Source organism: Achromobacter pulmonis (assembly GCF_902859765.1).
GTDB lineage: Bacteria > Pseudomonadota > Gammaproteobacteria > Burkholderiales > Burkholderiaceae_B > Achromobacter > Achromobacter pulmonis.
The window spans coordinates 50,867-76,218 of the sequence record NZ_CADIJV010000006.1; the positions used below are offsets into that span (position 1 = coordinate 50,867).

18 protein-coding genes and 3 tRNA genes are annotated in these 25,352 nt (G+C 65.4%); 15 read left to right on the forward strand and 6 right to left on the reverse strand.

All coding sequences use genetic code 11. The annotated features are described in order from the left end of the window. Window positions 1-63: 63 nt before the first annotated feature. From HV701_RS07545 to HV701_RS07555, 3 genes are all read right to left on the reverse strand, one after another. Window positions 64-1,407 (reverse strand): ATP-binding protein, encoded by a 1,344-nt coding sequence (locus tag HV701_RS07545; protein WP_175132459.1) that lies wholly within the window; start codon window positions 1,405-1,407, stop codon window positions 64-66. Next, window positions 1,404-2,063, reverse strand: a complete 660-nt coding sequence (locus HV701_RS07550) for a response regulator (RefSeq protein ID WP_175132460.1) — start codon at window positions 2,061-2,063, stop codon at window positions 1,404-1,406. The genes HV701_RS07545 and HV701_RS07550 overlap by 4 nt, the downstream gene beginning before the upstream one ends. 142 nt (window positions 2,064-2,205) lie before the next feature. Then, window positions 2,206-2,281 (reverse strand) — tRNA-Thr (locus HV701_RS07555). Window positions 2,282-2,493: 212 nt separating this feature from the next. On the opposite strand from HV701_RS07555, the gene HV701_RS07560 reads away from it, so the two are divergent. From HV701_RS07560 to HV701_RS07575, 4 genes are all read left to right on the forward strand, one after another. Further along, window positions 2,494-2,569: transfer RNA gene (locus tag HV701_RS07560), tRNA-Asn, on the forward strand. A gap of 190 nt (window positions 2,570-2,759) precedes the next feature. Then, window positions 2,760-3,983, forward strand: a complete 1,224-nt coding sequence (zigA, locus tag HV701_RS07565; RefSeq protein ID WP_175132461.1) for a zinc metallochaperone GTPase ZigA — start codon at window positions 2,760-2,762, stop codon at window positions 3,981-3,983. Between the two features lie 29 nt (window positions 3,984-4,012). Continuing rightward, window positions 4,013-5,020 (forward strand): CobW family GTP-binding protein, encoded by a 1,008-nt coding sequence (locus HV701_RS07570; RefSeq protein ID WP_175132462.1) that lies wholly within the window; start codon window positions 4,013-4,015, stop codon window positions 5,018-5,020. Window positions 5,021-5,131: 111 nt separating this feature from the next. After that, window positions 5,132-6,031: a LysR family transcriptional regulator gene (locus HV701_RS07575; protein WP_175132463.1), complete on the forward strand. Its 900-nt coding sequence runs from the start codon at window positions 5,132-5,134 to the stop codon at window positions 6,029-6,031. Between the two features lie 910 nt (window positions 6,032-6,941). Here the strand turns inward: HV701_RS07575 and HV701_RS07580 are convergent. Beyond that, a tRNA-Met gene (locus tag HV701_RS07580) sits at window positions 6,942-7,018 on the reverse strand. 62 nt (window positions 7,019-7,080) lie between these two features. On the opposite strand from HV701_RS07580, the gene scpB reads away from it, so the two are divergent. The 8 genes from scpB to typA all read left to right on the forward strand — a co-directional run bounded on the left by scpB (window position 7,081) and on the right by typA (window position 18,694). Continuing rightward, the gene (gene scpB / locus HV701_RS07585; protein WP_175132464.1) at window positions 7,081-8,331 is read left to right on the forward strand and encodes an SMC-Scp complex subunit ScpB; all 1,251 of its coding nucleotides are present in this window, start codon (window positions 7,081-7,083) and stop codon (window positions 8,329-8,331) included. Window positions 8,332-8,366: 35 nt separating this feature from the next. After that, complete coding sequence (gene rluB / locus HV701_RS07590) at window positions 8,367-10,115, forward strand: 23S rRNA pseudouridine(2605) synthase RluB (RefSeq protein WP_175132465.1); 1,749 nt, start codon at window positions 8,367-8,369, stop codon at window positions 10,113-10,115. Window positions 10,116-10,544: 429 nt separating this feature from the next. Then, window positions 10,545-11,045 carry a ribosome maturation factor RimP gene (gene rimP, locus HV701_RS07595; RefSeq protein WP_175132466.1) on the forward strand — a complete coding sequence of 167 codons (501 nt, stop codon included), beginning with the start codon at window positions 10,545-10,547 and terminating at the stop codon, window positions 11,043-11,045. Beyond that, on the forward strand, window positions 11,042-12,520 hold the full coding sequence (nusA, locus tag HV701_RS07600) for a transcription termination factor NusA (protein WP_175132467.1): 1,479 nt from the start codon (window positions 11,042-11,044) through the stop codon (window positions 12,518-12,520). Before rimP ends, nusA begins: the two co-directional genes overlap by 4 nt. Before the next feature lie 92 nt (window positions 12,521-12,612). Further along, a complete protein-coding gene (gene infB, locus HV701_RS07605) occupies window positions 12,613-15,660 on the forward strand; it encodes a translation initiation factor IF-2 (RefSeq protein ID WP_175132468.1) in 3,048 nt (1,015 codons plus the stop codon). A 23-nt stretch (window positions 15,661-15,683) separates the two neighbouring features. Continuing rightward, a complete protein-coding gene (gene rbfA / locus HV701_RS07610) occupies window positions 15,684-16,085 on the forward strand; it encodes a 30S ribosome-binding factor RbfA (RefSeq protein ID WP_006388333.1) in 402 nt (133 codons plus the stop codon). 39 nt (window positions 16,086-16,124) lie between these two features. Beyond that, the gene (truB, locus tag HV701_RS07615; protein ID WP_175132469.1) at window positions 16,125-16,874 is read left to right on the forward strand and encodes a tRNA pseudouridine(55) synthase TruB; all 750 of its coding nucleotides are present in this window, start codon (window positions 16,125-16,127) and stop codon (window positions 16,872-16,874) included. Then, window positions 16,871-18,694 carry a translational GTPase TypA gene (typA, locus tag HV701_RS07620; RefSeq protein ID WP_175132470.1) on the forward strand — a complete coding sequence of 608 codons (1,824 nt, stop codon included), beginning with the start codon at window positions 16,871-16,873 and terminating at the stop codon, window positions 18,692-18,694. Before truB ends, typA begins: the two co-directional genes overlap by 4 nt. A 115-nt stretch (window positions 18,695-18,809) precedes the next feature. On the opposite strand, the gene HV701_RS07625 is transcribed toward typA, so the two are convergent. After that, window positions 18,810-19,202: a tautomerase family protein gene (locus HV701_RS07625; protein ID WP_175132471.1), complete on the reverse strand. Its 393-nt coding sequence runs from the start codon at window positions 19,200-19,202 to the stop codon at window positions 18,810-18,812. Window positions 19,203-19,308: 106 nt separating this feature from the next. Between HV701_RS07625 and HV701_RS07630 the strand changes: the two genes are divergently transcribed. After that, window positions 19,309-20,169, forward strand: a complete 861-nt coding sequence (locus HV701_RS07630; protein ID WP_175132472.1) for a LysR family transcriptional regulator — start codon at window positions 19,309-19,311, stop codon at window positions 20,167-20,169. Between the two features lie 167 nt (window positions 20,170-20,336). After that, a complete protein-coding gene (locus HV701_RS07635; protein WP_175132473.1) occupies window positions 20,337-21,761 on the forward strand; it encodes a M20 family metallopeptidase in 1,425 nt (474 codons plus the stop codon). Window positions 21,762-21,829: 68 nt separating this feature from the next. On the opposite strand, the gene HV701_RS07640 is transcribed toward HV701_RS07635, so the two are convergent. Then, entirely contained in the window at window positions 21,830-22,534 is a 705-nt protein-coding gene (locus HV701_RS07640) for an LOG family protein (RefSeq protein WP_452011256.1), read from the reverse strand. Here HV701_RS07640 and polA point away from each other — a divergent pair. Then, window positions 22,533-25,250 (forward strand): DNA polymerase I, encoded by a 2,718-nt coding sequence (gene polA / locus HV701_RS07645; RefSeq protein ID WP_175132475.1) that lies wholly within the window; start codon window positions 22,533-22,535, stop codon window positions 25,248-25,250. The genes HV701_RS07640 and polA overlap by 2 nt on opposite strands. Window positions 25,251-25,352 lie beyond the last annotated feature (102 nt).

Sequence of the window (25,352 nt, forward strand, 5' to 3'; positions counted from 1 at the left end):
GTCGGCTCCTGCGTTCATGTGTGGGACATGGCGCTATCTTCGGGCCTGACACTTAGGTGAATCTTAAGTTGGCGCTTGCTCGCGGGCAAAGGCAACCCTGACCCGCAGGCCCTGGCCCCCAGGGGCGTCATCGAGCGTGATGCTGGCGGCGTGGCGTTCGGCAATGGCGCGCGCGATCGCCAGCCCCAGGCCGCTGCCATGCTGGTGATTGCCCTCGACCCGGTAGAAACGGTCGAATACGCGGGTGCGTTCCGCGACCGGAATGCCCGGGCCGTTATCGTCGATCAGCAGCAGCGCCTGATCGCCCGGGGTGTCGATATGAATGTCGATGTGGCCGCCGGCAGGCGTGTATTTGATGGCGTTGTCGAGCAGATTGCGCGCCAGCAGCACCAGGTCGTCGCGGCGGCCGCGCACCCAGGCGCACGGCTCGCCATGCAACGCCACGCCGATATCCCTGGCGTTGGCGCCGGGCAGGGTGTCCGACAGCGCCAGGCGCAGGACTTCGACCAAATCCACGGGCTCGGCCGGCGGCTGTTCAGCGCCTTTTTCATGGCGGGCCATCGACAGCAGTTGTTCCACCAGCCGGGTAGCGCGTTCGATGCCGGCGGCCAGGCGCTGTTCGGCGAGCTGGCGGCTGCCATCGTCACCGGCGCGTTGCAGTGCCCGCAGTTGCAGAGTCAATGCCGCCAGCGGCGACCGGAGTTCGTGCGCCGCATCGCCGACGAACTGCTTCTGCACGGCGAACGCGTCGCGCATGCGCGCCAGCAGCAGGTTCAACTCCTGCATCAGCGGCCGGATTTCGTCGGGCAGGTCGGGCACGTCAATGGGCGAGAGGTCCTCGGGCTGGCGATCCGCCACCTGGGCGCGGGCGCGCTTGACCGGACGCAGCGACCAGCTCACCACGCACCAGACGATCAGCATCAGCAGCGGAGCGGCGGCCGCGATCGGGGCGACGGTACGCCACGCCAGCGCCCCGGCCATGCGCTTGCGCACGGCCATGTCCTGGGCCACCTGGATCACCTGGAACGGGGTGGCCAGGGAGTACACGCGATAGGTGCTGCCCTCGACCTCGGTATCGGCGAATCCCAGCACGATCTGGTCGGGCAGGGGGCGGCGGGACCGCGAATTGAAGACACGCACGCCGTCCGGCGTCCAGATCTGGATGATCAGGTCGTCGGCCATTGGCGTGGCCGAGCCCTGGGCGTGCGAGGGGCCCATGCGCAACAGGCCATCGCCGGTGCCCAGCGACAGCGCGGTGCGCTGCAGCAGCGAGTCGAAGATGTCATCGGCCTGCTGCAGGGTGCTGCGATAGGCGATGGCGCCCTGCACCAGCGCGCCCACCGCGATCGCGGCGAGCAGGAAGAACAGCAGCCGGGCCCGCAGCGAATAGCTAAGCGGGATGCTCATGCTTTGGGAATGACATAGCCGACGCCTCTGACGTTCTGGATCAGGTTCTGCCCCAGTTTTTTGCGCAGGCCATGAATATAAACCTCAACCGCGTTGCTGCTGACGCTGTCCTTCCAGCTGTACAGCTTTTCCTCGAGTTGGGCGCGCGAGAAGATCATGCCGGGGCGGGCGATCAGCGGTTCCAGCACCGCCCATTCGCGCGCGGTCAGGGGGACCGGCGTGCCATCCACCGAGGCGGCGTGCGACTGGGGATCTATGGTGATGCCGTCGTGCTCGAAGATCGGTTCGGCGCGGCCCGCGCTGCGGCGGATCAGCGCGCGCATGCGGGCCAGCAGCTCGTCGACGTCGTAGGGCTTGACGATGTAGTCGTCGGCGCCGGCATCCAGGCCGGCGATGCGGTCGCTGACGGCATCGCGCGCGGTGGCGATCAGCACCGGGGTGCGGTCCTTGCGTGCGCGCAATTCGCGCAGCAGCGCCAGGCCGTCGCGCCGGGGCAGTCCAAGGTCCAGCAGTACGAGATCATAGGGATCGGTGCGCAAGGCCAGTTCGGCCGCGTGGCCGTCCCTGACCCAGTCGACGGCATAGTGCTCGGCGCGCAGGCAGTCCAGCACGCTTTCTCCGATCATGGTGTCGTCTTCGACGAGAAGGATGCGCATGATAGTTGTCGCCGTGAGGTTTCCAGATGATTGGATGCCTGGCGCGGGGCGGGAGTTCCCGGGGCGGGATGGGCGGGCTGGCGTAGGCGCGAGCCGGACCCGGAAATGAAAAAAGCAGCCCAGTGGGCTGCTTTTTGAATTCTGGTGCCGGCAATAGGAGTCGAACCTACGACCTTCGCATTACGAATGCGCTGCTCTACCAACTGAGCTATGCCGGCAAGACCATTTGCTTCATTTCCGGCAAGCCGGCACTGCAAGCAAAACATCTCTGTTTTCGCAGTTCTTGCCCGGTTTTATGGGGCCTGATCTGGAAAGACCGAAATCATATCAGAGTTTTTTCTGCTTGGGAAACTTGGCGCTGCAGCGGGGCGAAAAAGCGCCGGATTTGCACAGTTCGAATTTTTCCTTCATAATCTCGTTTCTTAGCAGTTCCCCGATAGCTCAGTCGGTAGAGCGACGGACTGTTAATCCGCAGGTCGCTGGTTCGAGCCCAGCTCGGGGAGCCAAAGATTTCAGGGCCACTCACGCAAGTGAGTGGCCCTTTTGGTTTTTGCTGTGCGGCGGCGGAGGGCTGCGCTGCGAGGTTTTCTGCGCCATATTCCAATCTGGATTTGTTATGTAATAACATTTCTATTTTTGGGTGAGGCAATCATGCGGATGGAACAAGGGGGTGTCGGCGGGAGCCCGGGTGCGGCGATGGATTCGGATGGGCGGCGGCGGGCGGACGGCCGCCTGCCGGTGACGGTGTTGTCCGGCTTTCTGGGCGCGGGCAAGACCACCTTGCTCAATCACGTGCTGAACAACCGCGAGGGACGCCGGGTGGCGGTCATCGTCAACGATATGTCGGAGGTGAACATCGACGCCAGGCTGGTGCGCGAAGGCGGCGCGGCGTTGTCGCGCGCCGATGAGAAGCTGGTGGAAATGAGCAACGGCTGCATCTGTTGTACCTTGCGCGAAGACCTGCTGATAGAGATCCGGCGGCTGGCGGCGCAGGGGCGCTTCGATTACTTGCTGATCGAGTCCACCGGCATCTCGGAGCCCTTGCCGGTGGCTGAGACCTTCACTTTCCGCGATGAGGATGGCGCCAGCCTGTCCGACGTGGCGCGGCTGGACACCATGGTGACAGTGGTGGACGCCTTCAATTTCCTGCGTGACTACGCCAGCCAGGACAGCTTGGCCGCGCGTGGCGAGACCCTGGGCGACGAAGACCGGCGCACCGTGGTAGACCTGTTGATCGAGCAGGTGGAGTTCTGCGATGTCATGGTGCTGAACAAGACCGATCTGGTCCCGCCGGATGAGCTGGCGCGGCTGGAGGCCATTCTGCGCAAGCTCAATCCGCGTGCCGATATCGTGCGTGGCGAATTCGGCAGGGTGCCGCTGGCGCGGGTGCTGGATACCGGGCGCTTCGATTTCGACGCGGCGGCCCAGGCGCCCGGCTGGTTGCGCGAACTGCGTGGTCAGCACACGCCGGAAACGCAGGAATACGGCATCGGCAGTTTCGTGTTCCGTGCCCGACGGCCCTTCCATCCCCAGCGTCTGTGGGACTGGATACACCAGGAATGGCCTGGCGTGGTGCGTTCCAAGGGGTATTTCTGGCTGGTGACGCGCCCGGCGTACGCGGCGTCCTGGTCGCAGGCTGGTCCGGTTACGCGCCATGGCGCGGCGGGCTATTGGTGGGCGGCGCTGCCTCGTGAGCGCTGGCCGGAAGATGCCGAATCGCGCGCCCGCATTGTTGCCGACTGGGACCCCGTCTATGGCGACCGCTGCCAGGAATTGGTGCTGATCGGCATCGGCATGGATGAGGCGCTGTTGCGGGCGCATCTGCAGGCTTGCCTGATGACGCAGGAGGAAATGACCCGCCCGGCGGCCGAATTGGCTACGATTCCGGATCCGTTCCCCGCGTGGGGAGCGTTGCAATAGCGAGGGCGGGGCGAAAGCCTGCGAGGAAGATGGGGGCGGAAGGCGACAAGCGCATCGGCGTGACGGTGATTTCGGGGTTCCTGGGCAGCGGCAAGACAACGCTCCTGAATCGCCTCCTGCGTGAGCCGGCCTATGGCGACGCGGTGGTCATCGTCAATGAATACGGGGATGTCGGCGTGGATCACCATCTGGTGCGCCTGGCGCGGGACGACATCGTGTTGGTGGAGGGCGGCTGTCTGTGCTGTGTCGTCAACGGCGCGGTCGCCGACACTTTGCGCGAGCTATTCATGCTGGCCCTGAACCGGCGCATCAAGCCGTTCCGGCGGGTGCTGATCGAGACCAGCGGCCTGGCGGATCCGGCGCCAGTGCTTTTCACGCTCAAGCATGATCGTTTCCTGTCCGAGCGCTATGTCTACCACGGTGCCATCGTGGTGGTGGGCGCGCGCCATGGTCCGCGTCAGATCGATACGCAACCCGAGGCGCTGCGGCAGCTGGCGCTGGCCGACACGGTTGTGTTCAGCCAGTCCGATCTGGTGGATGCGGCGCAATTGCGTCATGTCGAGCAGCTTGTGGCCGCCGTCAATCCCGGCGCACGGCGCTGCGTCCAGCGTACCGATGCGCCGGTAGTGGGGGCGTTGCTCGAAGGGGCGGGCGCCCGGGCGCCGCGCGATGGGACGGACTTGGCCGGCTGGCTGCTGGCCTTTGCCAGGCCGATGGCGGGGCGTCACGCGCAGGTGGCGAGTTTTACGCTGGCATTGACCGCGCCGATCGGACGTGCCGCCTTTCTGGCCGGGGTGTCACGGGTGCAGGAACGGTTCGGCCCGGCATTGTTGCGCATGAAGGGGCTGGTGTGTTTCGAGGGCGAAGCCCTGCCTTGCGAAGTGCATGGCGTGCATGGCGAGCTTTATCCGATCCGGCCGTTGCCGCAATGGCCAGGCGACGACCGGGTGTCGCGCCTGGTGTATATCGTCAGGGGGGTGGAAGCGGAGGTGGTGCGGGCGGAGGCGGTCGCCGCGCTGGGACAGTTCCCGGTCTGAGGCGTGCATTGCTGCTGGTCCTGAAAGTGACATCGCGGTCATCCTTCCGGACGCGGAAGCTGCGGGAAATACGGTATAACCGCAAAGTCTGATGCAAGAATCGAGACAATCATGGACCGATTGAAAGCGATGCAGGTATTCGTGGAAGTCGCCGACAGGGGGAGTTTGTCGGCGGCGGCGGTCCATTTGGATATGTCGCGTGCCATGGTGTCGCGCTACCTGGCGGAAATGGAGCAATGGGTCGGGGTGCGCTTGCTGCATCGCACCACGCGCCGTCTCAGCCTGACCCCGGCTGGCGCCGAAACGCTGCCACGTTGCCGCCAGATGCTCGACATGGTGGGTGATCTGCGCAACGCTGTCTCCACGCCCGAGGATACGCCGCGCGGCCTGTTGCGCATGACCACCAGCATGTCATTCGGCTCGCGTCATCTGGCGCGAGTGGTCACCGATTACGTCAAGCTGCATCCGGGGACGTCGGTTGACCTGATGCTGGTCGAGCGCGCCGTCAATCTGGTCGAGGAACGGGTCGATCTGGCGGTGCGCATTACCAATGACCTGGATCCCAATCTGATCGCCCGCAAGCTGGCGGTGTGCCGGTCGGTCGTCTGCGCCTCGCCTGAATACCTGGGGCGCGAGGGCGAGCCGGCGCGGGTCGAGGATCTGTCCTTGCGCAATTGCCTGACGCATTCCTATTTCGGCAAGAGCTTGTGGCGTTTCGAGCGCGATGGCATGCCGGTGGATGTGCCGGTCAGCGGCAATATCAGCGCCAACGAAGTGTCGGTGCTCTTGCAGGCCGCTCTGGAAGGGGCGGGCATCGCCCTGCTGCCAACCTACTACGCCGCCGACTATGTGTCGCAGGGACGCCTGAAGGCGATTCTGCCGCAGGCCCGGCCCCAGGAGTTGGGCATTTATGGGGTCTATGCGTCGCGCCGGCAGATGCCCTTGATTCTGCGCTCGATGCTGGATTTCCTGGTGGAACGCCTGGGTTCTGCGCCCTGGGGCCAGGTTTAAAAAAGCGCCCGGAGGCGATGCGGTTTGCGTGGCCCGGCTTGAGGGCGAGGGGTATAACGGTATAATCCGGCTATTGCTTTGGTGGGATGGGCGCGACGCATCAGGACTTTGCCTGGGGCCGCCAGCATGTAGTCATAGACATCCAAAGAACCATGGTTCCGGTGTATCGGGGTTCCTGCGATTGAGCCGGGATCTGGCGAAGCCGGGCGCCAGGAGCACCAGGGGAGGCAGGCCGGGACGTTCGGGTGCCGAGTGTGCGGACGCCGGCTTGTCCGGGCCGCAGGCGCAGAGCGCGGACGCTTGGTAATCCAGGCCCATGACTTGATATCGATTGCCGCAATATCGATTGCCGTGGAAAAAGCGCCGAGTCGCTGCGCGTTCCGCTGGCTTGTTGGCATGCTTGTTGGCATGTTTGCCAGCTTTTCCAGACTTTTGCTTAAACGAATTTGTCGCGGACAGATTTTGTCGCTGGCGGATTTGTCCTTGCCCTGGCTGCGGTGTACTTGCGGTCGGCTCCGTATGGTGTCGGTTTTACCGCATGGGGCTGCGGCGCTCGCAGACGGCTTGCGGGGTGGTTGGCAGGGCAGTTGGCGGATTGGCAATAAATACAGGATTCTCGTGAGAAATACGCAAACCAGCGTTGTCTGCTGTAGCTGTTCTGCCCAAGTCGTGGCGCGGACGGCTGCGTGGACCGCCGTCCCGCCTGTTTCCCCGTCATCTGCGCTTCTGTCTCGTCCTTCCGGCCATTCTTTTGTTGCGCTCGTTCATGCCGTTCGCGCGGGATGGGCCGGGCAACGCGCTTTGCGCGGTAGCGCCCTGGGTGAGCCGAGTCGTGCGTCGAGCCGGTCGATGGAAACGCGCCGGCCGCAAATGAAAAAGGCCCGGCGCATTCGCCAGGCCTTGATCAATTTGGTTGCGGGGGCAGGATTTGAACCTACGACCTTCGGGTTATGAGCCCGACGAGCTGCCAGACTGCTCCACCCCGCGTCTGAGAAAAGAATATTAGCCTTATTTTCAACCTAACGCAAGTTAGCCTTTTTTGAATCTGAATGTCGATGAACGATAGCGAGGCAATACTCGTGCTGGAGACCGCGCTGCTTTGCGCGGTGCAGCCGATGCAACTGTCCGAAATGCGCAAGCTGTTCGGGGACGATGAGCAATTCGACAATAGTGCCCTGCGCGCGTTGCTCGAAACACTGCAGAGCAACTGGGCCGACGGCGGTCTGGAGTTGGTGCAGTTGGCGACCGGCTGGCGTTTCCAGAGCCGTCCGCACATGCAGCGCTACCTTGAGCGGCTCAATCCCGAAAAGCCGCCCAAGTATTCGCGCGCGGTCATGGAAACCCTGGCCATCGTGGCCTGGCGCCAGCCGGTGACGCGCGGTGATATCGAGGACATCCGCGGCGTGACCGTGTCGTCGAATATCGTCAAGGCGCTCGAGGACCGAGGCTGGATCGAAGTGATTGGTCATCGCGACGCCCCCGGGCGGCCGGCGCTGTTCGGCACCACGCGGCAATTCCTGGATGACCTGGGGCTGCGCGCGCTGGATGAATTGCCTGCGCTGGAGTCCGCCCATGCCGCCGCCGCGCTGGCCGGCCTGGATCTGGGTGAGGTGCAGCAATTGGCGGAAGCCGCGGATGGCGCGGCGGTGGATGGTGTCGCGACGGAAGGCGTTGCCGCGCAAGGCGCCGTGGCGGCCGATGATGCTGGGGAGGCGGTCGGGCAGGGCGGCGAGGCGCATGCCGATGAGGAGGGCGTGCCGGTTGCGTTGTCCGATAGTGAGGCGCAATCCAATATTTCGATGGTGGAATTGTCTGTTTCGGACGACGATATCCCCAAGGCGGCGGACGATAGCGTAGAATTCAGCCTTTCGCGCACCGAAGAAGACGCGATTCCCGCAGACGATTCCACCGTCGGGGAGCGGGCTGAAAGCTTGTCCGATGCGCCATCCGTGGGCATCGAGAACGCCGGACGCTTCGATGAAGCCGAGGTGCCGGCCCTGGATGTCGCCCAAGAGGCGCATGGCAGGTCGCCCGACCATTCCGCAGAAACTGGCAGTACTGACGCAGCCGCCGGGTCCGGCGCCGCGGACGAGGCTGTCGAGCACACGGAAAGCGCGAAACCGACCGAACCGATAGACGAGGCCGAAGCCCTGGCGCCTGGCGCTGGGCTGTTCGAGCCTGATACGGACTCCGCCGTGGCGGAGCCCGCCGTGCCGGATTCCGGTCAGCCCGAGGCTGATCGCGAACCCGAGTCCCCCGATGACGATGCGCCTGCTTCCGGCAGGCCTTCCCAAGTTTGAAATTCGGAGCTGTCCCAGTGACAACGAATAACGCAATGCAGGACGAGACCCCCCGTCCGGATGATGCCGTTTCCAACGGGCCGGCGGAGGCATCCGCCGGCCGCGAACCGGCCGTCGAGGGCGAGGCCCGTGGCCGAGGCCGCAAGCTGCGCACGCCGTTCCGACGCCGTCGCGGCGATGCCGCCGCCGCCGAGCAGGCGCCCGCTGGCGAAACCGCCGCGTCCGCTCAGGCCGACAGCGCGGACAACCGTGGCGGCGAGCAGGAGGCCGAACAGGCGCTGGCTTACCTGGATACGGCCGATCGCATGGAACAGCGGCTGGGCAAGTACCTCAATAGCGAGGCGGTCATGCCCAAGCTGCACAAGGTGCTGGCCGACGCAGGAATCGGTTCGCGCCGCGAAATGGAAGAGCTGATCGTGGCCGGCCGGGTGTCGGTCAATGGCGAGCCGGCGCATATCGGTCAGCGCGTGGCGCCGAACGATCAGGTGCGCGTCAATGGCAAGCCCATCATGCGCACCAATACCAAGAAGCCGCCGCGCGTGATCCTGTATCACAAGCCGGCGGGCGAGATCGTCAGTCATGATGATCCGGGTGGCCGCGCCAGCGTGTTCGCGCGCTTGCCCAAGCTGCGCACCGGCAAGTGGCTGTCGGTCGGCCGGCTCGACCTGAATACTGAAGGCCTGCTGATTTTCACCACCTCGGGTGACATGGCCAATCGCATCATGCATCCGCGCTATGGCACTGAACGCGAATACGCGGTGCGCGTGCTGGGTGAGATGGACGAGGCGCAGCGCCAGTCGCTGGTTGACGGCATCGAACTCGAAGATGGCCTGGCGGCGTTCGGCGCGCTCGATTACCTGGGGGGCGATGGCAGCAATCGCTGGTACCGCGTGACGCTGCAGGAAGGCCGCAATCGCGAAGTGCGTCGCATGTTCGAGGCGGTCGGCGTGACCGTCAGCCGGCTGATCCGCACCCGTTTCGGTGATGTGGTGCTGCCGCGCACGCTGCGCCGTGGCCGGTGGGAAGAACTCGATGCATCACTGGTGACCGCGCTGATGGTTCAGCTCGGCCTGCTGCGTGATGATGACGAGGCCGGCGGCAACCGCCGCCGCTCCAAGCAGCCGCAGTCGCATGACAGCGCCCTGCCGCCCGGCTTCGGTACCCTGGAACGCAATGGCATGAATGGCGCCCGCGTCGGTCGCCGCGGCAAGATCCAGGGTGGCCGTGCCGGCAGCGCCGGCCAGGCGATGGCGTGTCCGTCCGACCCCTTCGGCACCGGTTTGATGATCGCCGGCGGCTATGCCAATGGCCATCCGCTGGCTGGCGAGGCCAACGGCAATCGCAAGGGCGGCAAGGCCGCCGGCGGCCGTGGCGCGGGTGGGGGTAACAAGGCGGGCGCGCGTACGGGTGGCAAGCCGGGCGGTGGCAAGGGGCGCGGCGTGCGCGCCGCGGCCGCCAACAATGGCCCGGCCGTCGCCACGACCGAAGCGCCGGCGGGCGGTGGCCGCAAGCCGGCTGGCGCCAAGTCCGGCAAGCCCGCGGGCGGGCGCGGTGGCAATGCGGCACGGGCGGGCAAGCCCGCTGGTGCCGGCCGCGGCGGTAACAAGGCCGAGGGCGCGCGTACCGGCGGCGGCAACAAGGGGCCGGGTGCCGGTGGCAAGCCGCGCGCCGCGCGCAGTGGTTCCGGTTCCGGTCCGCGTGGCGACGATTGGCAACCGCGCGGGGCGTCGGCGCATGAATCACGCCTCGGCGTGATGGGCGGCCGGGGCGGCCGGGGGCGCTGAACCGTCCCCCGGGACGGCATCGGCGCGGCGCTGCCGCCTGGATGTGTCCCAAATAAACGTAAGCCCGTGACGAATCAGGCGTTTTTCCGGTTTATCTGGTAAAATCAATGGTTTTCATGGCTTCGCGTTGATTGCGCGTTCATGGTTTGGATGCCCGGGTCTTGCTGCCTGCGCCGCATTTTTCATGAACGCAGCATGCGCCGCGGGCCACTCTGGCCGGGGTGCGAGGGATCGCATCGTGGTTTTGGTGGCCGGCGTGGCGCGAAGTTGGCAAGTGCGCCGCAAGGGCGGCGCAAGCCGAATTTAGGTCGCAAAAATTAGGTCGCAATATAGGGCGCTGCCCAGCATTGCTCCTTACGTGTAGTAGGGTGGCGGCTGGGCACTGTGCAATACGGTGGGCTGGGCGTGCAGCCCATTTTTTTTGAGTATATGGCTGATTTATTCGCATTGACCGAAGAGGCGCTGGCTGGCATGGACGTCGAACTCGTCGACGTCGAACGTGCTGCGCTGGGCCTTTTGCGCGTCACGATCGATCGGGTCGGCGGTGTGCGCATCGAAGACTGCGAGCAGGTCTCCCGCCAATTGTCGCGGGTGTACGAGGTCGAGAACATCGACTACAAGCGGCTGGAAGTCGGTTCGCCGGGCGTGGATCGCCCGCTGCGCAACGAGGCCGAGTTCCGCCGCTTCGCTGGCGAACGCATCGAGATCAAGCTGCGCGAGGCATTGGACGGGCGCAAGGTTTTCTCCGGCACGTTGACCGTGCCCGAGGAGGCGCCCGCGGGCGATGCCGCCGCAGCGATGCACAAGACCGTGTTCGGTCTCGAATTTGAGGCAAAAAAGAACGACGTCCAGGTGTTGAATTTCACGGTCGAGGATATCGAGCGTGCAAAACTGGATCCCGTTCTGGATTTCAAGGGCAAAAAGCGATGAGTCGCGAAATTCTTCTGTTGGTCGATGCCTTGGCGCGTGAAAAGAACGTCACGCGTGATGTCGTGTTCGGGGCGCTGGAAAGCGCGCTGGCCTCGGCCATGAAAAAGCGCTTCAAGGATGATGCGGACATTCGTGTTGCCATCGATCGTGAAACCGGTGACCACGAAGGTTTCCGGCGCTGGCTGGTGGTGCCCGATGAAGCGGGCCTGCAAGAGCCCGACAAGCAGGAAATGCTGTCGGACGCGATCGAGATCGTGCCCAACATCCAGGTTGGCGAGTACATCGAGGAGCCGCTCGAGCCCATCGAGTTCGGTCGCATCGGCGCCCAGGCCGCCAAGCAGGCGATCCTGCAGAAGATCCGCGACGCCGAGCGCGAGCAGGTGCTGAACGACTTCCTCGATCGCGGCGAAACCATCGTGTCCGGCACCATCAAGCGCATGGACAAGGGCGATGCCATCATCGAGACCGGCAAGATCGAAGCGCGCCTGCCGCGTTCCGAAATGATTCCGAAGGAAAACCTGCGGGTGGCCGACCGGGTCCGTGCCTACGTGTTGCGTGTTGACCACGCCGCCCGTGGCCAGCAGGTCATCCTGTCGCGCACCTCGCCGGAGTTCATCCGCCAGCTGTTCGAGAATGAAGTGCCCGAGATCGAGCAGGGTCTGCTCGAGATCAAGGCGGCGGCGCGTGATGCCGGCGTGCGTGCGAAGATCGCCGTGGTGGCATACGATAAGCGTATCGACCCCATCGGTACTTGCGTCGGCATGCGCGGGTCGCGCGTGACCGCCGTGCGCAACGAACTGGGCGGCGAACAGGTCGACATCGTCCTGTGGTCGGAAGACCCCGCGCAATTCGTCATCGGTGCGCTGGCCCCGGCCAACGTCGAGTCCATCGTGGTGGACGAAGACAAGCATGCGATGGACGTCGTGGTGGACGAGGAAAACCTGCCCAAGGCGATCGGCGCCAAGGGCCAGAACGTGCGCCTGGCATCCGAGCTGACCGGCTGGCAGATCAACATCATGACGCCGGAAGAAAGCCTGAACCGCCAGGAAGTCGAGCGTTCGGGTCTGCGCGCCACGTTCATGAACAAGCTGGACGTCGATGAGGAAGTCGCCGACATCCTGATTGACGAAGGTTTCACCGGTATCGAGGAAATCGCCTACGTGCCCATGCAGGAACTGCTGGAAATCGAGGCGTTTGACGAAGACACCATCAATGAGTTGCGCGCCCGTGCCCGCAATGCGCTGCTGACCGAGGCCATCGCCCAGGAGGAGCGCCTTGAAACGGCTCAGGACCTGCTCGAGCTCGAAGGCATGACGCCGGAGCTGGCCGCCAAGCTGGCCGAGCGTCAAGTGCATACGCGTGATGATCTGGCCGAACTGGCGACGGACGAGCTGGCGGAAATCGCCGGCCTGACCGAGCAGGAAGCCAGCGACCTCATCATGCGTGCCCGCGCCCATTGGTTCGATGAAGAATAACCAAAAGGACACGGGTCTGTGGCCGATGGCTAAGCTGTCCGCCGCATGTTCACGTTGTTTGTAATAGCTGCATATAGGGAAGAGAGAGCCTAATGTCGAGTAACACCGTCGCCCAGTTCGCTACCGAGCTGAAAATGCCTGCCAATGTGCTGCTGGAACAGCTGCGCTCGGCTGGCGTTGACCTCAAATCGGTGGACGATTCCGTCACCGACAGCGACAAGGCGAAATTGCTCGAATCGCTGCGCCGCGCCCACGGCGCCACCGAAGGCAAGAAGATCACCCTGACGCGCCGCCAGACCTCCGAGATCCGCCAGGCTGACGCCACCGGCCGCTCGCGCACCATCCAGGTCGAGGTCCGTAAGAAACGCGTGTTCGTCAAGCGTGATCCCTCCGAAATCGCCCTGGAGCAGGCCGCCAGCGCCCGCGCTGAGGAAGAAACGACTGCCGAGGAAGCACAGCAGGTGTCCGCACCGGCCGTGCCCGAGGCGGTCAAGCCGGCCGAACCGCGCGAAGCCACGCCTGTCCAGGCGGCGGCTCCCGCCCCGGTGTCAGAGCCCGCTGCCGTAGAAGCGCCCGCGCCGGTGGAAGCGGCCGCGCCTGTAGAACCCGTCGCGGCCGAAGTGCCCGCCCCCGTCGCGGCTCCCGCCGCCGAGGTCCAGGCCCAGCCTGAACCGGAACCGACGCCGGCGCCCGCTCCTGCCGAGCCCGTGGCCGAAGAGGCCAAGCCCGAAGTCAAGACTGAATCCACCGAGCCCAAGGCTGAAGAAGCCACGCCGGAACCCGTTGTGCTAGCCAATAAGTCCGAACCATCGTCATCGCAGGCCGCCGCGCCTGTCGCCGCCCAGGTCCCGCCTGCCGCGAAATCCGAATCCGTCAAATCCGCCGCGAAGCCCGCGGAGGCTGCCGCGCCCGCCCCCAGGGTGGGCAACCGTGCCGACAACCGCCGCGCCGGGCCGCCGCTCGCCGCTTCCGCCACGGGTGCTGGCCGCGACGAAGCCCGCCGCGCCGCCGAAGCCGAGGCCGCCGCGTTGCGCGAGATGCTGAACCGTCCGCGCAAGGTCTTGCGCGCCCCCGAACCCGAAGCGCCGGCGGCCGCCCCGATTTCGGGCACGTTGCACAAGCCGGCCGGCAAGGCCGCCGCGGCCCCTGGCGCCAAGAAGGACGCCAAGCCGGCCGCCCCGGGCTCCAAGAAGACCATCAAGACGGCCGAAGTGGCCTCGACCTGGTCGGACGACGCCTCCCGCAAGAAGCCCGCCGACAAGCCGGCGGCGCCTGCCAGCCGTGATGGCTGGCGTGCCGGCGGCAAGGGCGGTGGCAAGGGGGGCGGCCGTGGTGGCCGCAACCAGCATAACGATCGCCGCAACGAGCCGGCGCCGCAGGAATTCATCGCGCGTGAAGTGCACGTGCCGGAAACCATCAGCGTGGCCGACCTGGCCCACAAGATGTCCGTCAAGGCCGCCGAAGTCATCAAGCAATTGATGAAGCTGGGCCAGATGGTCACCATCAACCAGGTGCTGGACCAGGAAACCGCCATGATCGTGGTCGAGGAACTGGGCCACGTGGCGATCGCCGCCAAGCTGGACGATCCGGAAGCCTTCCTGGACGAAACCGCCAACGTGTCGGAAGCCGAACAGCTGCCGCGCGCCCCGGTCGTGACCGTGATGGGCCACGTCGACCACGGCAAGACCTCGCTGCTGGATTACATCCGCCGCGCCAAGGTCGCCGCGGGCGAAGCCGGCGGCATTACGCAGCACATTGGCGCCTACCACGTTGAAACCGAACGTGGCATGGTGACCTTCCTGGACACCCCGGGCCACGAGGCGTTCACCGCCATGCGTGCCCGTGGCGCCAAGGCCACCGACATCGTCATCCTGGTGTGCGCGGCCGACGACGGCGTGATGCCGCAGACGCGTGAAGCCATCCACCATGCCAAGGCCGCGGGCGTGCCGATGGTGGTGGCCATGACCAAGATCGACAAGCCCAGCGCCAACGCCGAGCGTGTCAAGCAGGAACTGGTCGCCGAGGAAGTGGTGCCGGAAGAATACGGTGGCGACGTGCCGTTCGTGCCGGTGTCGGCCAAGACCGGCGAGGGCATCGACGCTCTGCTCGAGAACGTGCTGCTGCAAGCCGAGCTGCTGGAACTGAAGGCGCCGGTCGACGCGCCCGCCAAGGGCCTGGTGATCGAAGCCCGTCTGGACAAGGGCCGCGGCCCGGTCGCGACCATCCTGGTCCAGAGCGGCACGCTGAATCGTGGCGACGTGGTGCTGGCTGGCGCCAGCTTCGGCCGCGTCCGCGCCATGCTCGACGAGAACGGCAAGCCGATCCAGGCCGCCGGCCCGTCGATCCCGGTGGAAATCCAGGGCCTGACCGAAGTGCCGGCTGCCGGCGACGAACTGATGGTGCTGTCCGACGAGCGCAAGGCGCGCGAAATCGCGCTGTTCCGCCAGGGCAAGTTCCGCGACGTCAAGCTGGCGCGCCAGCAGGCCGCCAAGCTGGAATCGATGTTCGACAACCTGGGCGAAGGCACCCAGACCCTGGCGCTGATCGTCAAGACCGACGTCCAGGGTTCGCAGGAAGCGCTGGTGCAGTCGCTGACCAAGCTGTCGACCGACGAAGTGCGCGTGCAAGTGGTGCACGCGGCCGTGGGCGGCATCTCGGAAAGCGACATCAACCTGGCGATCGCCTCGAACGCCGTGGTGATCGGCTTCAATGTCCGCGCCGAAGCCAGCGCCAAGAAGCTGGCCGAGACCAACGGCATCGACGTGCGCTACTACAACATCATCTACGACGCCGTGGATGAAGTGAAGGCGGCCATGTCGGGCATGCTGGCGCCCGAGAAGAAGGAAGAGATCATCGGCCTGGTCGAGATCCGCGAGGTCTACAGCATCTCCCGCATCGGCAACATCGCCGGTTGCATGGTGCTCGACGGCCTGGTGCGTCGCGATTCGCAGGTCCGCCTGCTGCGCAACAACGTGGTTCAATGGACCGGCCAGCTCGATTCGCTGCGCCGCTTCAAGGATGACGTCAAGGAAGTCAAGTCGGGCTTCGATTGCGGTCTTACGCTGCGCGGCAACAACGACATCCAGGTGGGCGACCAGCTGGAAGTCTTTGAAATCAAGGAAATCGCGCGTACGCTGTAAAGCGTCGCGAGGCATTGCTTCTAATGAGCCGTCACAAGTCCAAAGCCATCCCCGGCCGCAATCTGCGGCTGGCCGACCAGATCCAGAAGGATCTGGCCGGGATCATCCAGCGCGAGATCGACACGACCCGCGCTGGCTTGATCACGCTCTCCGGTGTGGAACTGTCGACCGACTACGCGCATGCCAAGGTGTATTTCACGGTTCTGGGCGCCGAGCCCGAGGCCGCGACCGCCTTGCTGAACGAGAAGGCCGGCTGGCTGCACTCGCAGTTGTACAAGCTGCTGCACATTCATACTGTCCCCACTTTGCGTTTCTTCCACGACGAGCAGATTGCCCGTGGTATCGAAATGTCGATCCTCATCGACCGCGCAAACCGGCCCGGCCCGCACTCGGGCGTGCCCGACGAACCTGAAGACCAGTCCTGATCGGGCTGTCGTCACTGCTTTAATTTCCGGATTCCGACGATGGCTAAACGACGCGGGCTTGCGCTCGACGGTGTGCTGTTGCTCGACAAACCCGTGGGTTTGTCGAGCAATCACGCCTTGCAACGCGCCAAGCGTGCCATGGACGCGGCGAAAGCCGGCCATACCGGCACCCTCGACCCATTCGCCACCGGCTTGCTGGTGTGCTGCATGGGGCGGGCGACAAAAATTTCCGGCGCGATGCTTGACGCCGACAAGGCGTATCGCGCTACGCTGCAATTTGGCGAGGAAACCGACTCGGGCGACCTGACCGGCAACGTGGTGGCCACCGCCGCGCCCGGCTTCGTAGTCCAGGAGCAGGCGCTGCGCGACGCGCTGTCACGATTTTCCGGCACGATCGAGCAGATTCCGCCCATGTATTCGGCGCTCAAGCGCGACGGCAAGCCGCTGTACGAATACGCGCGGCAGGGCATCGAGCTGGAACGCCCGCCGCGGCAGATTACGATTTACCGCATCGAGCTGCTGTCCCTGAACGGGACGCAGGCAGAGATCGATGTGGCTTGCAGTAAAGGCACATACATCCGGACGCTGGCCCAGGACATCGGGCGCGCGCTGGGCTGTTACGCCCACCTGGCGGCGCTGCGGCGCACGCACGTCGGGCCTTTTTCTCTGGAACGCGCCGTTGCGCTGGATGCCTTGCAGGCGATGCCAGACCCGAAGCAGGCATTGCTTGCACTGAACGAATTGCCGGCGGGCTTGCTGCCCGCCACCACCTTAAAGGACACGCTATGACTCGCGCCTTGCGCAACGTCGCCATCATCGCCCACGTGGACCACGGTAAAACCACCCTGGTCGACCAGCTGCTGCGCCAATCCGGCACCTTCCGCGAAAACCAGGCGGTGACCGAACGGGTCATGGACTCGAACGACCTGGAAAAGGAACGCGGCATCACGATTCTGGCCAAGAACTGTGCCGTTGAATACGAAGGCACGCACATCAACATCGTCGACACCCCGGGGCACGCGGACTTCGGTGGCGAAGTCGAACGCGTACTGTCGATGGTCGACGGCGTGCTGCTGCTGGTCGACGCCGTGGAAGGCCCGATGCCGCAGACCATCTTCGTGACCCGCAAGGCGCTGGCCCTGGGCCTCAAGCCCATCGTGGTGGTCAACAAGGTGGACCGTCCGGGCGCCCGCACCGATTTCGTCATCAACGCCACCTTCGACCTGTTCGACAAGCTGGGCGCGACCGACGAGCAACTGGACTTCCCGGTGGTGTACGCCTCGGGCCTGTCCGGTTACGCCGGCCTGAGCGCGGACGTGCGCGAAGGCGACATGCGCCCGCTGTTCGAGGCCATCCTGCAACACGTGCCGCAGCGTGACGACGATCCCAACGGTCCGCTGCAGATGCAGATCATCTCGCTGGACTACAACAGCTACGTCGGCAAGATCGGCGTGGGCCGCATCAACCGCGGCCGCATGCGTCCCGGCATGGAAGTGGCCTACAAGTTCGGTCCCGAAGGCCAGGGCGGCCGCGGCCGCATCAACCAGGTGCTGAAGTTCCACGGCCTGGAGCGCGTCGTGGTGGATGAAGCCGAAGCCGGCGATATCGTGCTGATCAACGGGATCGAAGACCTGGGCATCGGCTGCACCGTGACCGACCCGGTGACGCAAGACGTGCTGCCGATGCTGCGCATCGACGAGCCGACGCTGACCATGAACTTCATGGTCAACACCTCGCCGCTGGCCGGCCGTGAAGGCAAGTTCGTCACCAGCCGCCAACTGCGCGACCGACTGGACCGCGAACTGAAGTCGAACGTGGCGCTGCGCGTGCGCGACACGGGTGACGATACCGTGTTCGAGGTGTCGGGCCGTGGCGAACTGCACCTGACCATCCTGCTGGAAACGATGCGTCGCGAGGGCTATGAGCTGGCCGTGTCGCGTCCGCGTGTGGTGTTCAAGGAAGTCGACGGCGTCAAGTGCGAGCCGTTCGAATCGCTGACCATCGACGTCGAAGACGCCCACCAGGGCGGCGTGATGGAAGAACTGGGTCGCCGCAAGGGTGATCTGCAGGACATGCAGCCGGACGGCCGTGGCCGCACCCGCCTGGAATACCTGATCCCCGCTCGTGGCCTGATCGGCTTCCAGAACGAGTTCCTGACGCTGACGCGCGGCACCGGCCTGATGAGCCATATCTTCCACGAGTACGCGCCCATCAAGGAAGGCTCGATCGGCGAGCGCCGCAATGGCGTGCTGATCAGCCAGGACAACGGCGATGCCGTGGCCTACGCGTTGTGGAAGCTGCAGGATCGCGGCCGCATGTTCGTGAACCCGGGCGATGCGCTGTACGAAGGCATGATCATCGGCATCCACAGCCGCGACAACGACCTGGTCGTGAACCCGATCAAGGGCAAGCAGCTGACCAACGTGCGCGCTTCGGGCACCGACGAAGCCGTGCGCCTGGTGCCGCCGATCCAGATGTCGCTGGAATACGCGGTGGAATTCATCGACGACGACGAACTGGTCGAGATCACGCCCAAGTCGATCCGCCTGCGCAAGCGCTATCTGCAGGAAAACGAGCGCAAGCGCGCCGCGCGCGAAGCCGCCGTGTAAGGCGGGCGGGGCGCTCCCCGCGTGCCTGGAAATCGGAAAAGCCGCACACCTTTCGCGTGTGCGGCTTTTTTTTGGCCGCCGGCGGGGGCTAAGGCGGCCGCGCGGCGCGCCGGCCTCAGGCGTGCTGGTGGCGGTATTCCTGCGTCTTGCCGCCATAACCATAGGCCGCCGCGCGCGCGTCGATCACATGCACGTAGGAGCATTCGTGCAGCTCGCCCAGGATCTCGCTGAAAGACGCGTGGATCTCCTGGATGAAGCGCGCCTTCTCGGCCTTGGTGTTGGTCTCGTCGGTGACGCTGATGTCCAGATGGAAGGCGTTCTTGCCCAGTTCCGACAAGGGGCGTGCGCCGATGAACCATTGATCGTGCGCGATGTGCTGCAGCGTGATGGCGATGACCGGCAGCTTTTTGCCGAGCACCGATTGGGTCAGGTCGGCGACCGAATCGACGATGCGGCGGTTGCGGGCGGCGTCGGGCTGGCCGGAAACGTGGACGACGATATGGGGCATGACAGGCTCCTTGGGTGAGGGGAATGGAGCCAGTGTAGAGACCGTGTTGACATCGGAAAAGCGGGAATTTACGATTTAATCCATCGTATAAACCGTTGGATAATTCATGTCCGGATTCGATCTCGACCAGCTGCGCACCCTGGTGGCGGTGCTGGATGCGGGCAGCCTGACGGCGGCCGCGCCCAAGGTATTCCTGTCGCAATCGTCGGTCAGTGAGCAGATGCGCAAGCTGGAGGAGCGAGCCGGCCAGCCGCTGCTGATCCGCGGCAAGACGGGCGTGATCGCCACGCCCGCCGGCGAGCGCCTGCTGGCGCATGCGCGCGCCATCCTGGCGCTGAGCGCGGAGGCCTATCGCGACCTGCGTGGCGTGGCACTGCGCGGCGAACTGCGCCTGTGCATCACCGATTACTTTCGTCCGGGCGACGTGGCGCGGCTGCTTCGGCGTCTGAACGAGCAGTATCCGCAGGTGCGCATGCACGTCACCATCATGAAGAGCGGCGCGATCGAGGCCGCCTACGAGCGCGGCGAGGTCGATGTCGGCATTTCAATGGTGATCCAGGAGCGCGGCGCATCGAAGGGGCGGGCGCAGGGTCTGTTGCTGCGGCGCGAATCGCTGTTGTGGATGGCCGCCGAAGGCGCATCGCGGCCATCGGGCCCATTACCGTTGTTGGCGCTGCCCGAGACGTGCGCGCTGCGGCAGTATGTCGAGCGCTTGCTGGCGCGGCGCGCTGTGCCGTATGTGGTGGCGCACGTGGCCTCGGGGGTGGCGGGGTTGCAGCTGGCGATCGCGGCGGGTCTGGGCGTGGCCTGCCTGAACGAATCGGCGCTAGCGCCCGGCATCGGCCGCCTGCAGGCGGCCGGCCTGCCTCCCTTGCCCGATGTCGAATTCCGCCTGCTGCCGCCGCGGCCGGGCGAAGACCCGTTCATTGGGCAAGCGCGCGATGCGATCGAACGGGCGCTGCGCTGAGCCCGCCACGGCATTGGCGTCGCGGCCGGCGGGCTTGCCTGACGCTGGCGGCCAATCGCAAAATCATCGAAACTGCCGGCATCAAGTCCGACGAATGCCGTTTTGCCGCCGCCGGCGACGTGGCATGAGCGGCGCCTGTAGAACTGTAGACCGCCACTGGAGACACGATGGGAGCCATCGATATTGTTGTCCCGTTCATCGACGCGTGCCGCGACCGCTACGCCGAGCTGAGCGACCGCATCTGGAGCCTGGCCGAACTGCGCTATGACGAGCACAAATCGGCCGATCTGCATGTCGCCATGCTGCAAGAGGCGGGCTTTCGCGTCACGCGCGATGCGGCCGGCATTCCGACGGCCTTTGTCGCCGAGGCCGGCACGGGTGGTCCGGTGATCGGCATCCTGGGCGAGTACGACGCGCTGTCGGGGCTGAGCCAGGCAAGCGGCGCCTTCGCCTGCCAGCCGTCGCCGGAGACGCCCAATGGCAACGGCCATGGCTGCGGCCACCATTTGTTGGGAACGGCCGCGCATTTCGCGGCGGTGGCGGTCAAAGAATACCTTGAGCGCAATGGCCTGCCTGGCCGGATCCGTTTCTATGGCTGTCCGGCCGAGGAGGGCGGCTCGGGCAAGACCTTCATGGCGCGGGCGGGACTGTTCGACGACCTGGACGCGGCGCTGACCTGGCATCCGGCTTCCCACACCGGTATCTTCTACCAGTCATCGCTGGCCAATATCCAGGCCTATTTCCGCTTTCGTGGCGTGGCCGCGCATGCGGCCAATTCACCGCACCTGGGGCGCAGCGCGCTGGACGCGGTGGAACTGATGAACGTGGGCGTGAACTACCTGCGCGAGCACATGGTGCCGGACGCGCGGGTGCACTATGCGGTGACCAACAGCGGCGGCATTTCGCCTAATGTGGTGCAGGCGCGCGCCGAGGTGCTGTACCTGGTGCGCGCGCCGATCAATTCGCAGGCCGCCGAGCTATATGAGCGGGTCAAGAACGTGGCGCGGGGCGCGGCGCTGATGACCGGCTGCGAGCTGGAGATCGTGTTCGACAAGGCCTGCTCGAACTATATTCCCAACGGCGTGCTCAATCAGGTCATGCATGCCAACATGCTGGCGCTGCAGGGGCCCGCTTACACCGAGGGCGAGCAGCAGGCCGCGCGCCGCATGTGGGACGCGATTTCGGCCGATGACATCGACAACGCCGGCAAGAATCTGGGCGCGGTGCTGCGCAATCCGACGCCGCTGTTCAGCGGGGTGGCGCCGTACGAGCCTGGCAGGCACGAAATCAGCTATGGCTCGACCGACGTCGGCGACGTCAGTTGGGTGACGCCCACGGCGCAATGCTGGGGCGCCTGCTACGCCTATGGCACGCCGTTCCATTCGTGGCAGATGGTGGCGCAGGGCAAGCTGTCGCTGGCGCACAAGGGCATGGTGCACGCGGCCAAGATCATCGCGGCGACCGCCGCCGACCTGTATGGCCAGCCCGAGGCGCTGGCGCGCGCCAAGGAGGAACTGCTGGAGATGCGTCGCGGCCAGCCGTATGTCTGCCCGATTCCGGCGGACGTGCTGCCATCGTTCATGCGCAAGTAGGAGCAGGCCGGGCGGCCGCGGTTGGCGACCGCCCGGCGTTGCCGGCCGGTTGGGCGGGCAGGCGTGTGTCAGGCCGGCAGGGACGGCGCGTATTGCGCTTCGGTGCTGACCTTCTGGTGGAATTCGACCACCTTGCGCACGACCTTGCGCGGATCGTCCTCGATGATGAACAGATCCAGGTCGTGGGCGCCGATCATGCCATTGCCCAGCACCTGGCCGCCCAGCCATTCGACCAGGCCGGACCAGTATTCGCTGCCCACCAGCACGATGGGGGCGGGCGGGACTTTGCCGGTCTGGATCAGCGTCAACGCTTCGAAGAGCTCGTCCAGGGTGCCGAAGCCGCCCGGCATCGCCACGTAGGCGATGCTGTGCATGAAGAACGTGGCCTTGCGCGAAAAGAAGTATTCAAACGACAGGCTGATGGTTTGATATTCGTTGTTGTGGGCCTCGTGCGGCAGGCTGATATTCAGCCCGATGCTGGTGCCGCCTGCTTCGAAAGCGCCTTTGTTGGCGGCTTCCATGATGCCCGGGCCGCCACCCGCGATGACCGCGAATCCCGCCTCGGCCAGCGCGGCCGAGATGGCCACGGTGGTTTCATAGTGGGGCGAGTTGCGGCTGACACGGGCGCTGCCGAAGACACTGACCGCGGGCCCGATGTGCGCCAGCTTTTCCGCCGCCGTCCGTAACTCTGACATAATCAGTGGAATTTGTTTTTCGGCGGGGGTTGCCGCAGTTGTTGCCGCAGTTGTTGCCATATCTGCCTTTGTAACCATGAAAAAAACCCTATTGCTGGTCGACGGTTCAAGCTACTTGTACCGCGCTTTCCACGCTATGCCTGATTTGCGCAACGCGCAAGGCGAACCTACGGGTGCGCTGTACGGCGTAGTCAATATGTTGCGCAAGCTTGTATCCGACTATAAGGCAGAGTATGCCGCATGTATTTTCGATGCGCGCGGCAAGACCTTCCGCGATGACCTGTATCCGGAGTACAAGTCGCACCGCCCGCCCATGCCGGAAGACCTGGCGGCCCAGATCGAGCCGATCCACCGCGCCGTGCGCGCACTGGGCTGGCCGGTGCTGGCCATCGAAGGCGTCGAGGCCGATGACGTGATCGGTACGCTGGCCTGCCGCGCCGCCGAGCGCGGCGTGCATACGGTGGTGTCCACCGGCGACAAGGACCTGGCGCAACTGGTCAACAGCCACGTCACGCTGGTCAACACCATGAGCGGCGAGGTGCTGGACGAGGCCGGCGTGGTCAACAAGTTCGGCGTGACGCCGGACCGCATCGTCGACTACCTGATGCTGGTGGGCGACACCGTCGACAACGTGCCGGGCGTGACCAAGGTCGGCCCCAAGACCGCGGCCAAGTGGATCTCCGTATTCGGTTCGATCGACAAGCTGGTCGAGGGCGCCGAGGGGATCAAGGGCGTGGCGGGCAACAACCTGCGCGAAGCCATTCCCAACTTTCCGCTGACGCGCCAGTTGCTGACGGTCAAGTGCGACTGCGACCTGGCGGGCTATGTCGACAGCGTCGACGACCTGACGCCGCGCGGCCGCGATGAGGCCACGCTGACCGAACTGTACGAACGCTACGGCTTCCGCACCTGGCTGCGCGACCTGACGGGCGATGCCGAGCGCGTGCCGACGGGCGACGCCCGCGTGGCGGCCGAGGTGCCGGCCGCGCCAACGGAACAGGATTACCGCATCATCGCCGACTGGGCTGCGTTCGACGCCTGGATGGAACTGGTGGACAAGGCGTCCCTGGTGGCGCTGGATACGGAGACCACCTCGCTGGACGAGATGCAGGCCAAGTTGGTCGGCCTGTCGATGGCGGTGGCGCCGGGCGTGGCCTGCTACATCCCGGTGGCGCACCGCGGCCCGGACGGCGCGACCCAATTGCCCAAGGATGAAGTGCTGGCGCGGCTGCGTCCCTGGCTGCAGGACGCCTCGCGCGCCAAGCTGCTGCATCATGCCAAGTATGACACCCACGTGTTCGCCAACGAAGGCATCCGCCTGGCCGGCATCGCCGAAGACACCATGCTGCAGGCCTACGTGCTGGAGTCGCATCGCGGCGTCGGCTTGAACGACCTGGCGCAGCGCTACCTGGGCCGCAGCGGCGTCTCGTACGAGGACCTGTGCGGCAAGGGCGCCAAGCAGATCGGCTTCGATGAAGTGGCGGTGGACAAGGCTGGCCACTACGCGGCCGAGGATGCCGACTTCACGCTGCAGCTGCACCAGGTGTTGCGCCCGCAGGTGGCGGCCGAAGCCGGGCTCGAGCGCATCTATCTGCTGGAAATGCAGGTGTCGGCGGTGCTGACGACGGTCGAGCGCAATGGCGTCAAGGTCGATGCGGCTGAGCTGGGCCGCCAGAGCCACAAGCTTGGCCAGGAAATGCTGCTGCTCGAGCAGAAGGCCTACGAACTGGCGGGCCAGCCCTTCAACCTGAATTCCCCCAAGCAACTGGGCGAGATCCTGTTCGGCCGCATGCAGCTGCCGGTGGTGCGAAAGACCGCCGGCGGCGCGCCGTCGACCGACGAGGAAGTGCTGAGCAAGCTGGCGCAGGACTACCCGCTGCCGCAGGTGCTGCTGGAATACCGCGGGCTGTCCAAGCTGAAGTCCACCTACACGGACAAGCTGCCGCGCATGATCAACCCGGACACCGGCCGCGTGCACACGCATTATTCACAGGCCGCGGTGATCACTGGCCGGCTGGCCTCGTCCGATCCCAACCTGCAGAACATCCCGGTGCGCACCGAGGCCGGACGCCGGGTGCGCGAGGCCTTCATCGCCGAGCAAGGCATGCTGCTGTCGGCGGACTATTCGCAGATCGAACTGCGCATCATGGCGCACGTGTCGGATGACGCCAACCTGCAGCGCGCCTTCGCCGCCGGCGAGGACATCCACCGCGCCACGGCGTCGGAAGTGTTCGGGGTGGCGCTGGCGGACGTCTCGTCCGAGCAGCGGCGCGCGGCCAAGGCCATCAACTTCGGCCTGATCTACGGCATGGGCGTGTTCGGCCTGGCCTCCAACCTGGGCATCACGCGCGATGCGGCGCAGGCGTATATCGACCGCTACTTCGCCCGCTATCCTGGCGTGGCGATGTACATGGAAAACACGCGCCGGGTGGCGCGCGAGCAGGGCTATGTCGAGACCGTGTTCGGACGCCGGCTGCAATTGCCGGAGATCCGCGGCGCCTCGGGGCCGCGTCGCCAAGGCGCCGAGCGCGCCGCGATCAACGCGCCGATGCAGGGCACTGCGGCCGACCTGATCAAGATGGCCATGGTGGCGGTGCAGGACTGGCTCGACGCCGAAAAGCTGCAGACCCGTATGATCATGCAGGTGCACGACGAATTGGTGCTGGAAGCGCCAGATGCCGAACTGGCGCTGGTCAAGGAAACCCTGCCGCGGCTGATGTGCAATGTGGCCGAGCTGCGGGTGCCGCTGGTGGCGGAGGTGGGCGTCGGCAAGAACTGGGAACAGGCGCACTGAGCGCCCACGGGGCCGACCGGCCACGGGGATGGGCCGCCGCGTCTCGGGCGGCCCATTTTTGCTTTTGCGGCTGCAACAATATAATGTTGCGCTTCCTCCTCC

Bases quoted from the DNA above. Each gene is read 5' to 3' on its own strand.
- rimP (WP_175132466.1), top strand. From the start codon at position 10,545: ATGGCTGATTTATTCGCATTGACCGAAGAGGCGCTGGCTGGCATGGAC.
- HV701_RS07575 (WP_175132463.1), top strand. From the start codon at position 5,132: ATGGACCGATTGAAAGCGATGCAGGTATTCGTGGAAGTCGCCGACAGG.
- nusA (WP_175132467.1), top strand. From the start codon at position 11,042: ATGAGTCGCGAAATTCTTCTGTTGGTCGATGCCTTGGCGCGTGAAAAG.
- HV701_RS07625 (WP_175132471.1), bottom strand. From the start codon at position 19,202: ATGCCCCATATCGTCGTCCACGTTTCCGGCCAGCCCGACGCCGCCCGC.
- scpB (WP_175132464.1), top strand. From the start codon at position 7,081: ATGTCGATGAACGATAGCGAGGCAATACTCGTGCTGGAGACCGCGCTG.
- HV701_RS07550 (WP_175132460.1), bottom strand. From the start codon at position 2,063: ATGCGCATCCTTCTCGTCGAAGACGACACCATGATCGGAGAAAGCGTG.
- HV701_RS07635 (WP_175132473.1), top strand. From the start codon at position 20,337: ATGGGAGCCATCGATATTGTTGTCCCGTTCATCGACGCGTGCCGCGAC.
- zigA (WP_175132461.1), top strand. From the start codon at position 2,760: ATGGATTCGGATGGGCGGCGGCGGGCGGACGGCCGCCTGCCGGTGACG.
- infB (WP_175132468.1), top strand. From the start codon at position 12,613: ATGTCGAGTAACACCGTCGCCCAGTTCGCTACCGAGCTGAAAATGCCT.
- rbfA (WP_006388333.1), top strand. From the start codon at position 15,684: ATGAGCCGTCACAAGTCCAAAGCCATCCCCGGCCGCAATCTGCGGCTG.
- HV701_RS07640 (WP_452011256.1), bottom strand. From the start codon at position 22,534: ATGGTTACAAAGGCAGATATGGCAACAACTGCGGCAACAACTGCGGCA.
- HV701_RS07630 (WP_175132472.1), top strand. From the start codon at position 19,309: ATGTCCGGATTCGATCTCGACCAGCTGCGCACCCTGGTGGCGGTGCTG.
- truB (WP_175132469.1), top strand. From the start codon at position 16,125: ATGGCTAAACGACGCGGGCTTGCGCTCGACGGTGTGCTGTTGCTCGAC.
- polA (WP_175132475.1), top strand. From the start codon at position 22,533: ATGAAAAAAACCCTATTGCTGGTCGACGGTTCAAGCTACTTGTACCGC.
- typA (WP_175132470.1), top strand. From the start codon at position 16,871: ATGACTCGCGCCTTGCGCAACGTCGCCATCATCGCCCACGTGGACCAC.
- HV701_RS07545 (WP_175132459.1), bottom strand. From the start codon at position 1,407: ATGAGCATCCCGCTTAGCTATTCGCTGCGGGCCCGGCTGCTGTTCTTC.
- HV701_RS07570 (WP_175132462.1), top strand. From the start codon at position 4,013: ATGGGGGCGGAAGGCGACAAGCGCATCGGCGTGACGGTGATTTCGGGG.
- rluB (WP_175132465.1), top strand. From the start codon at position 8,367: ATGCAGGACGAGACCCCCCGTCCGGATGATGCCGTTTCCAACGGGCCG.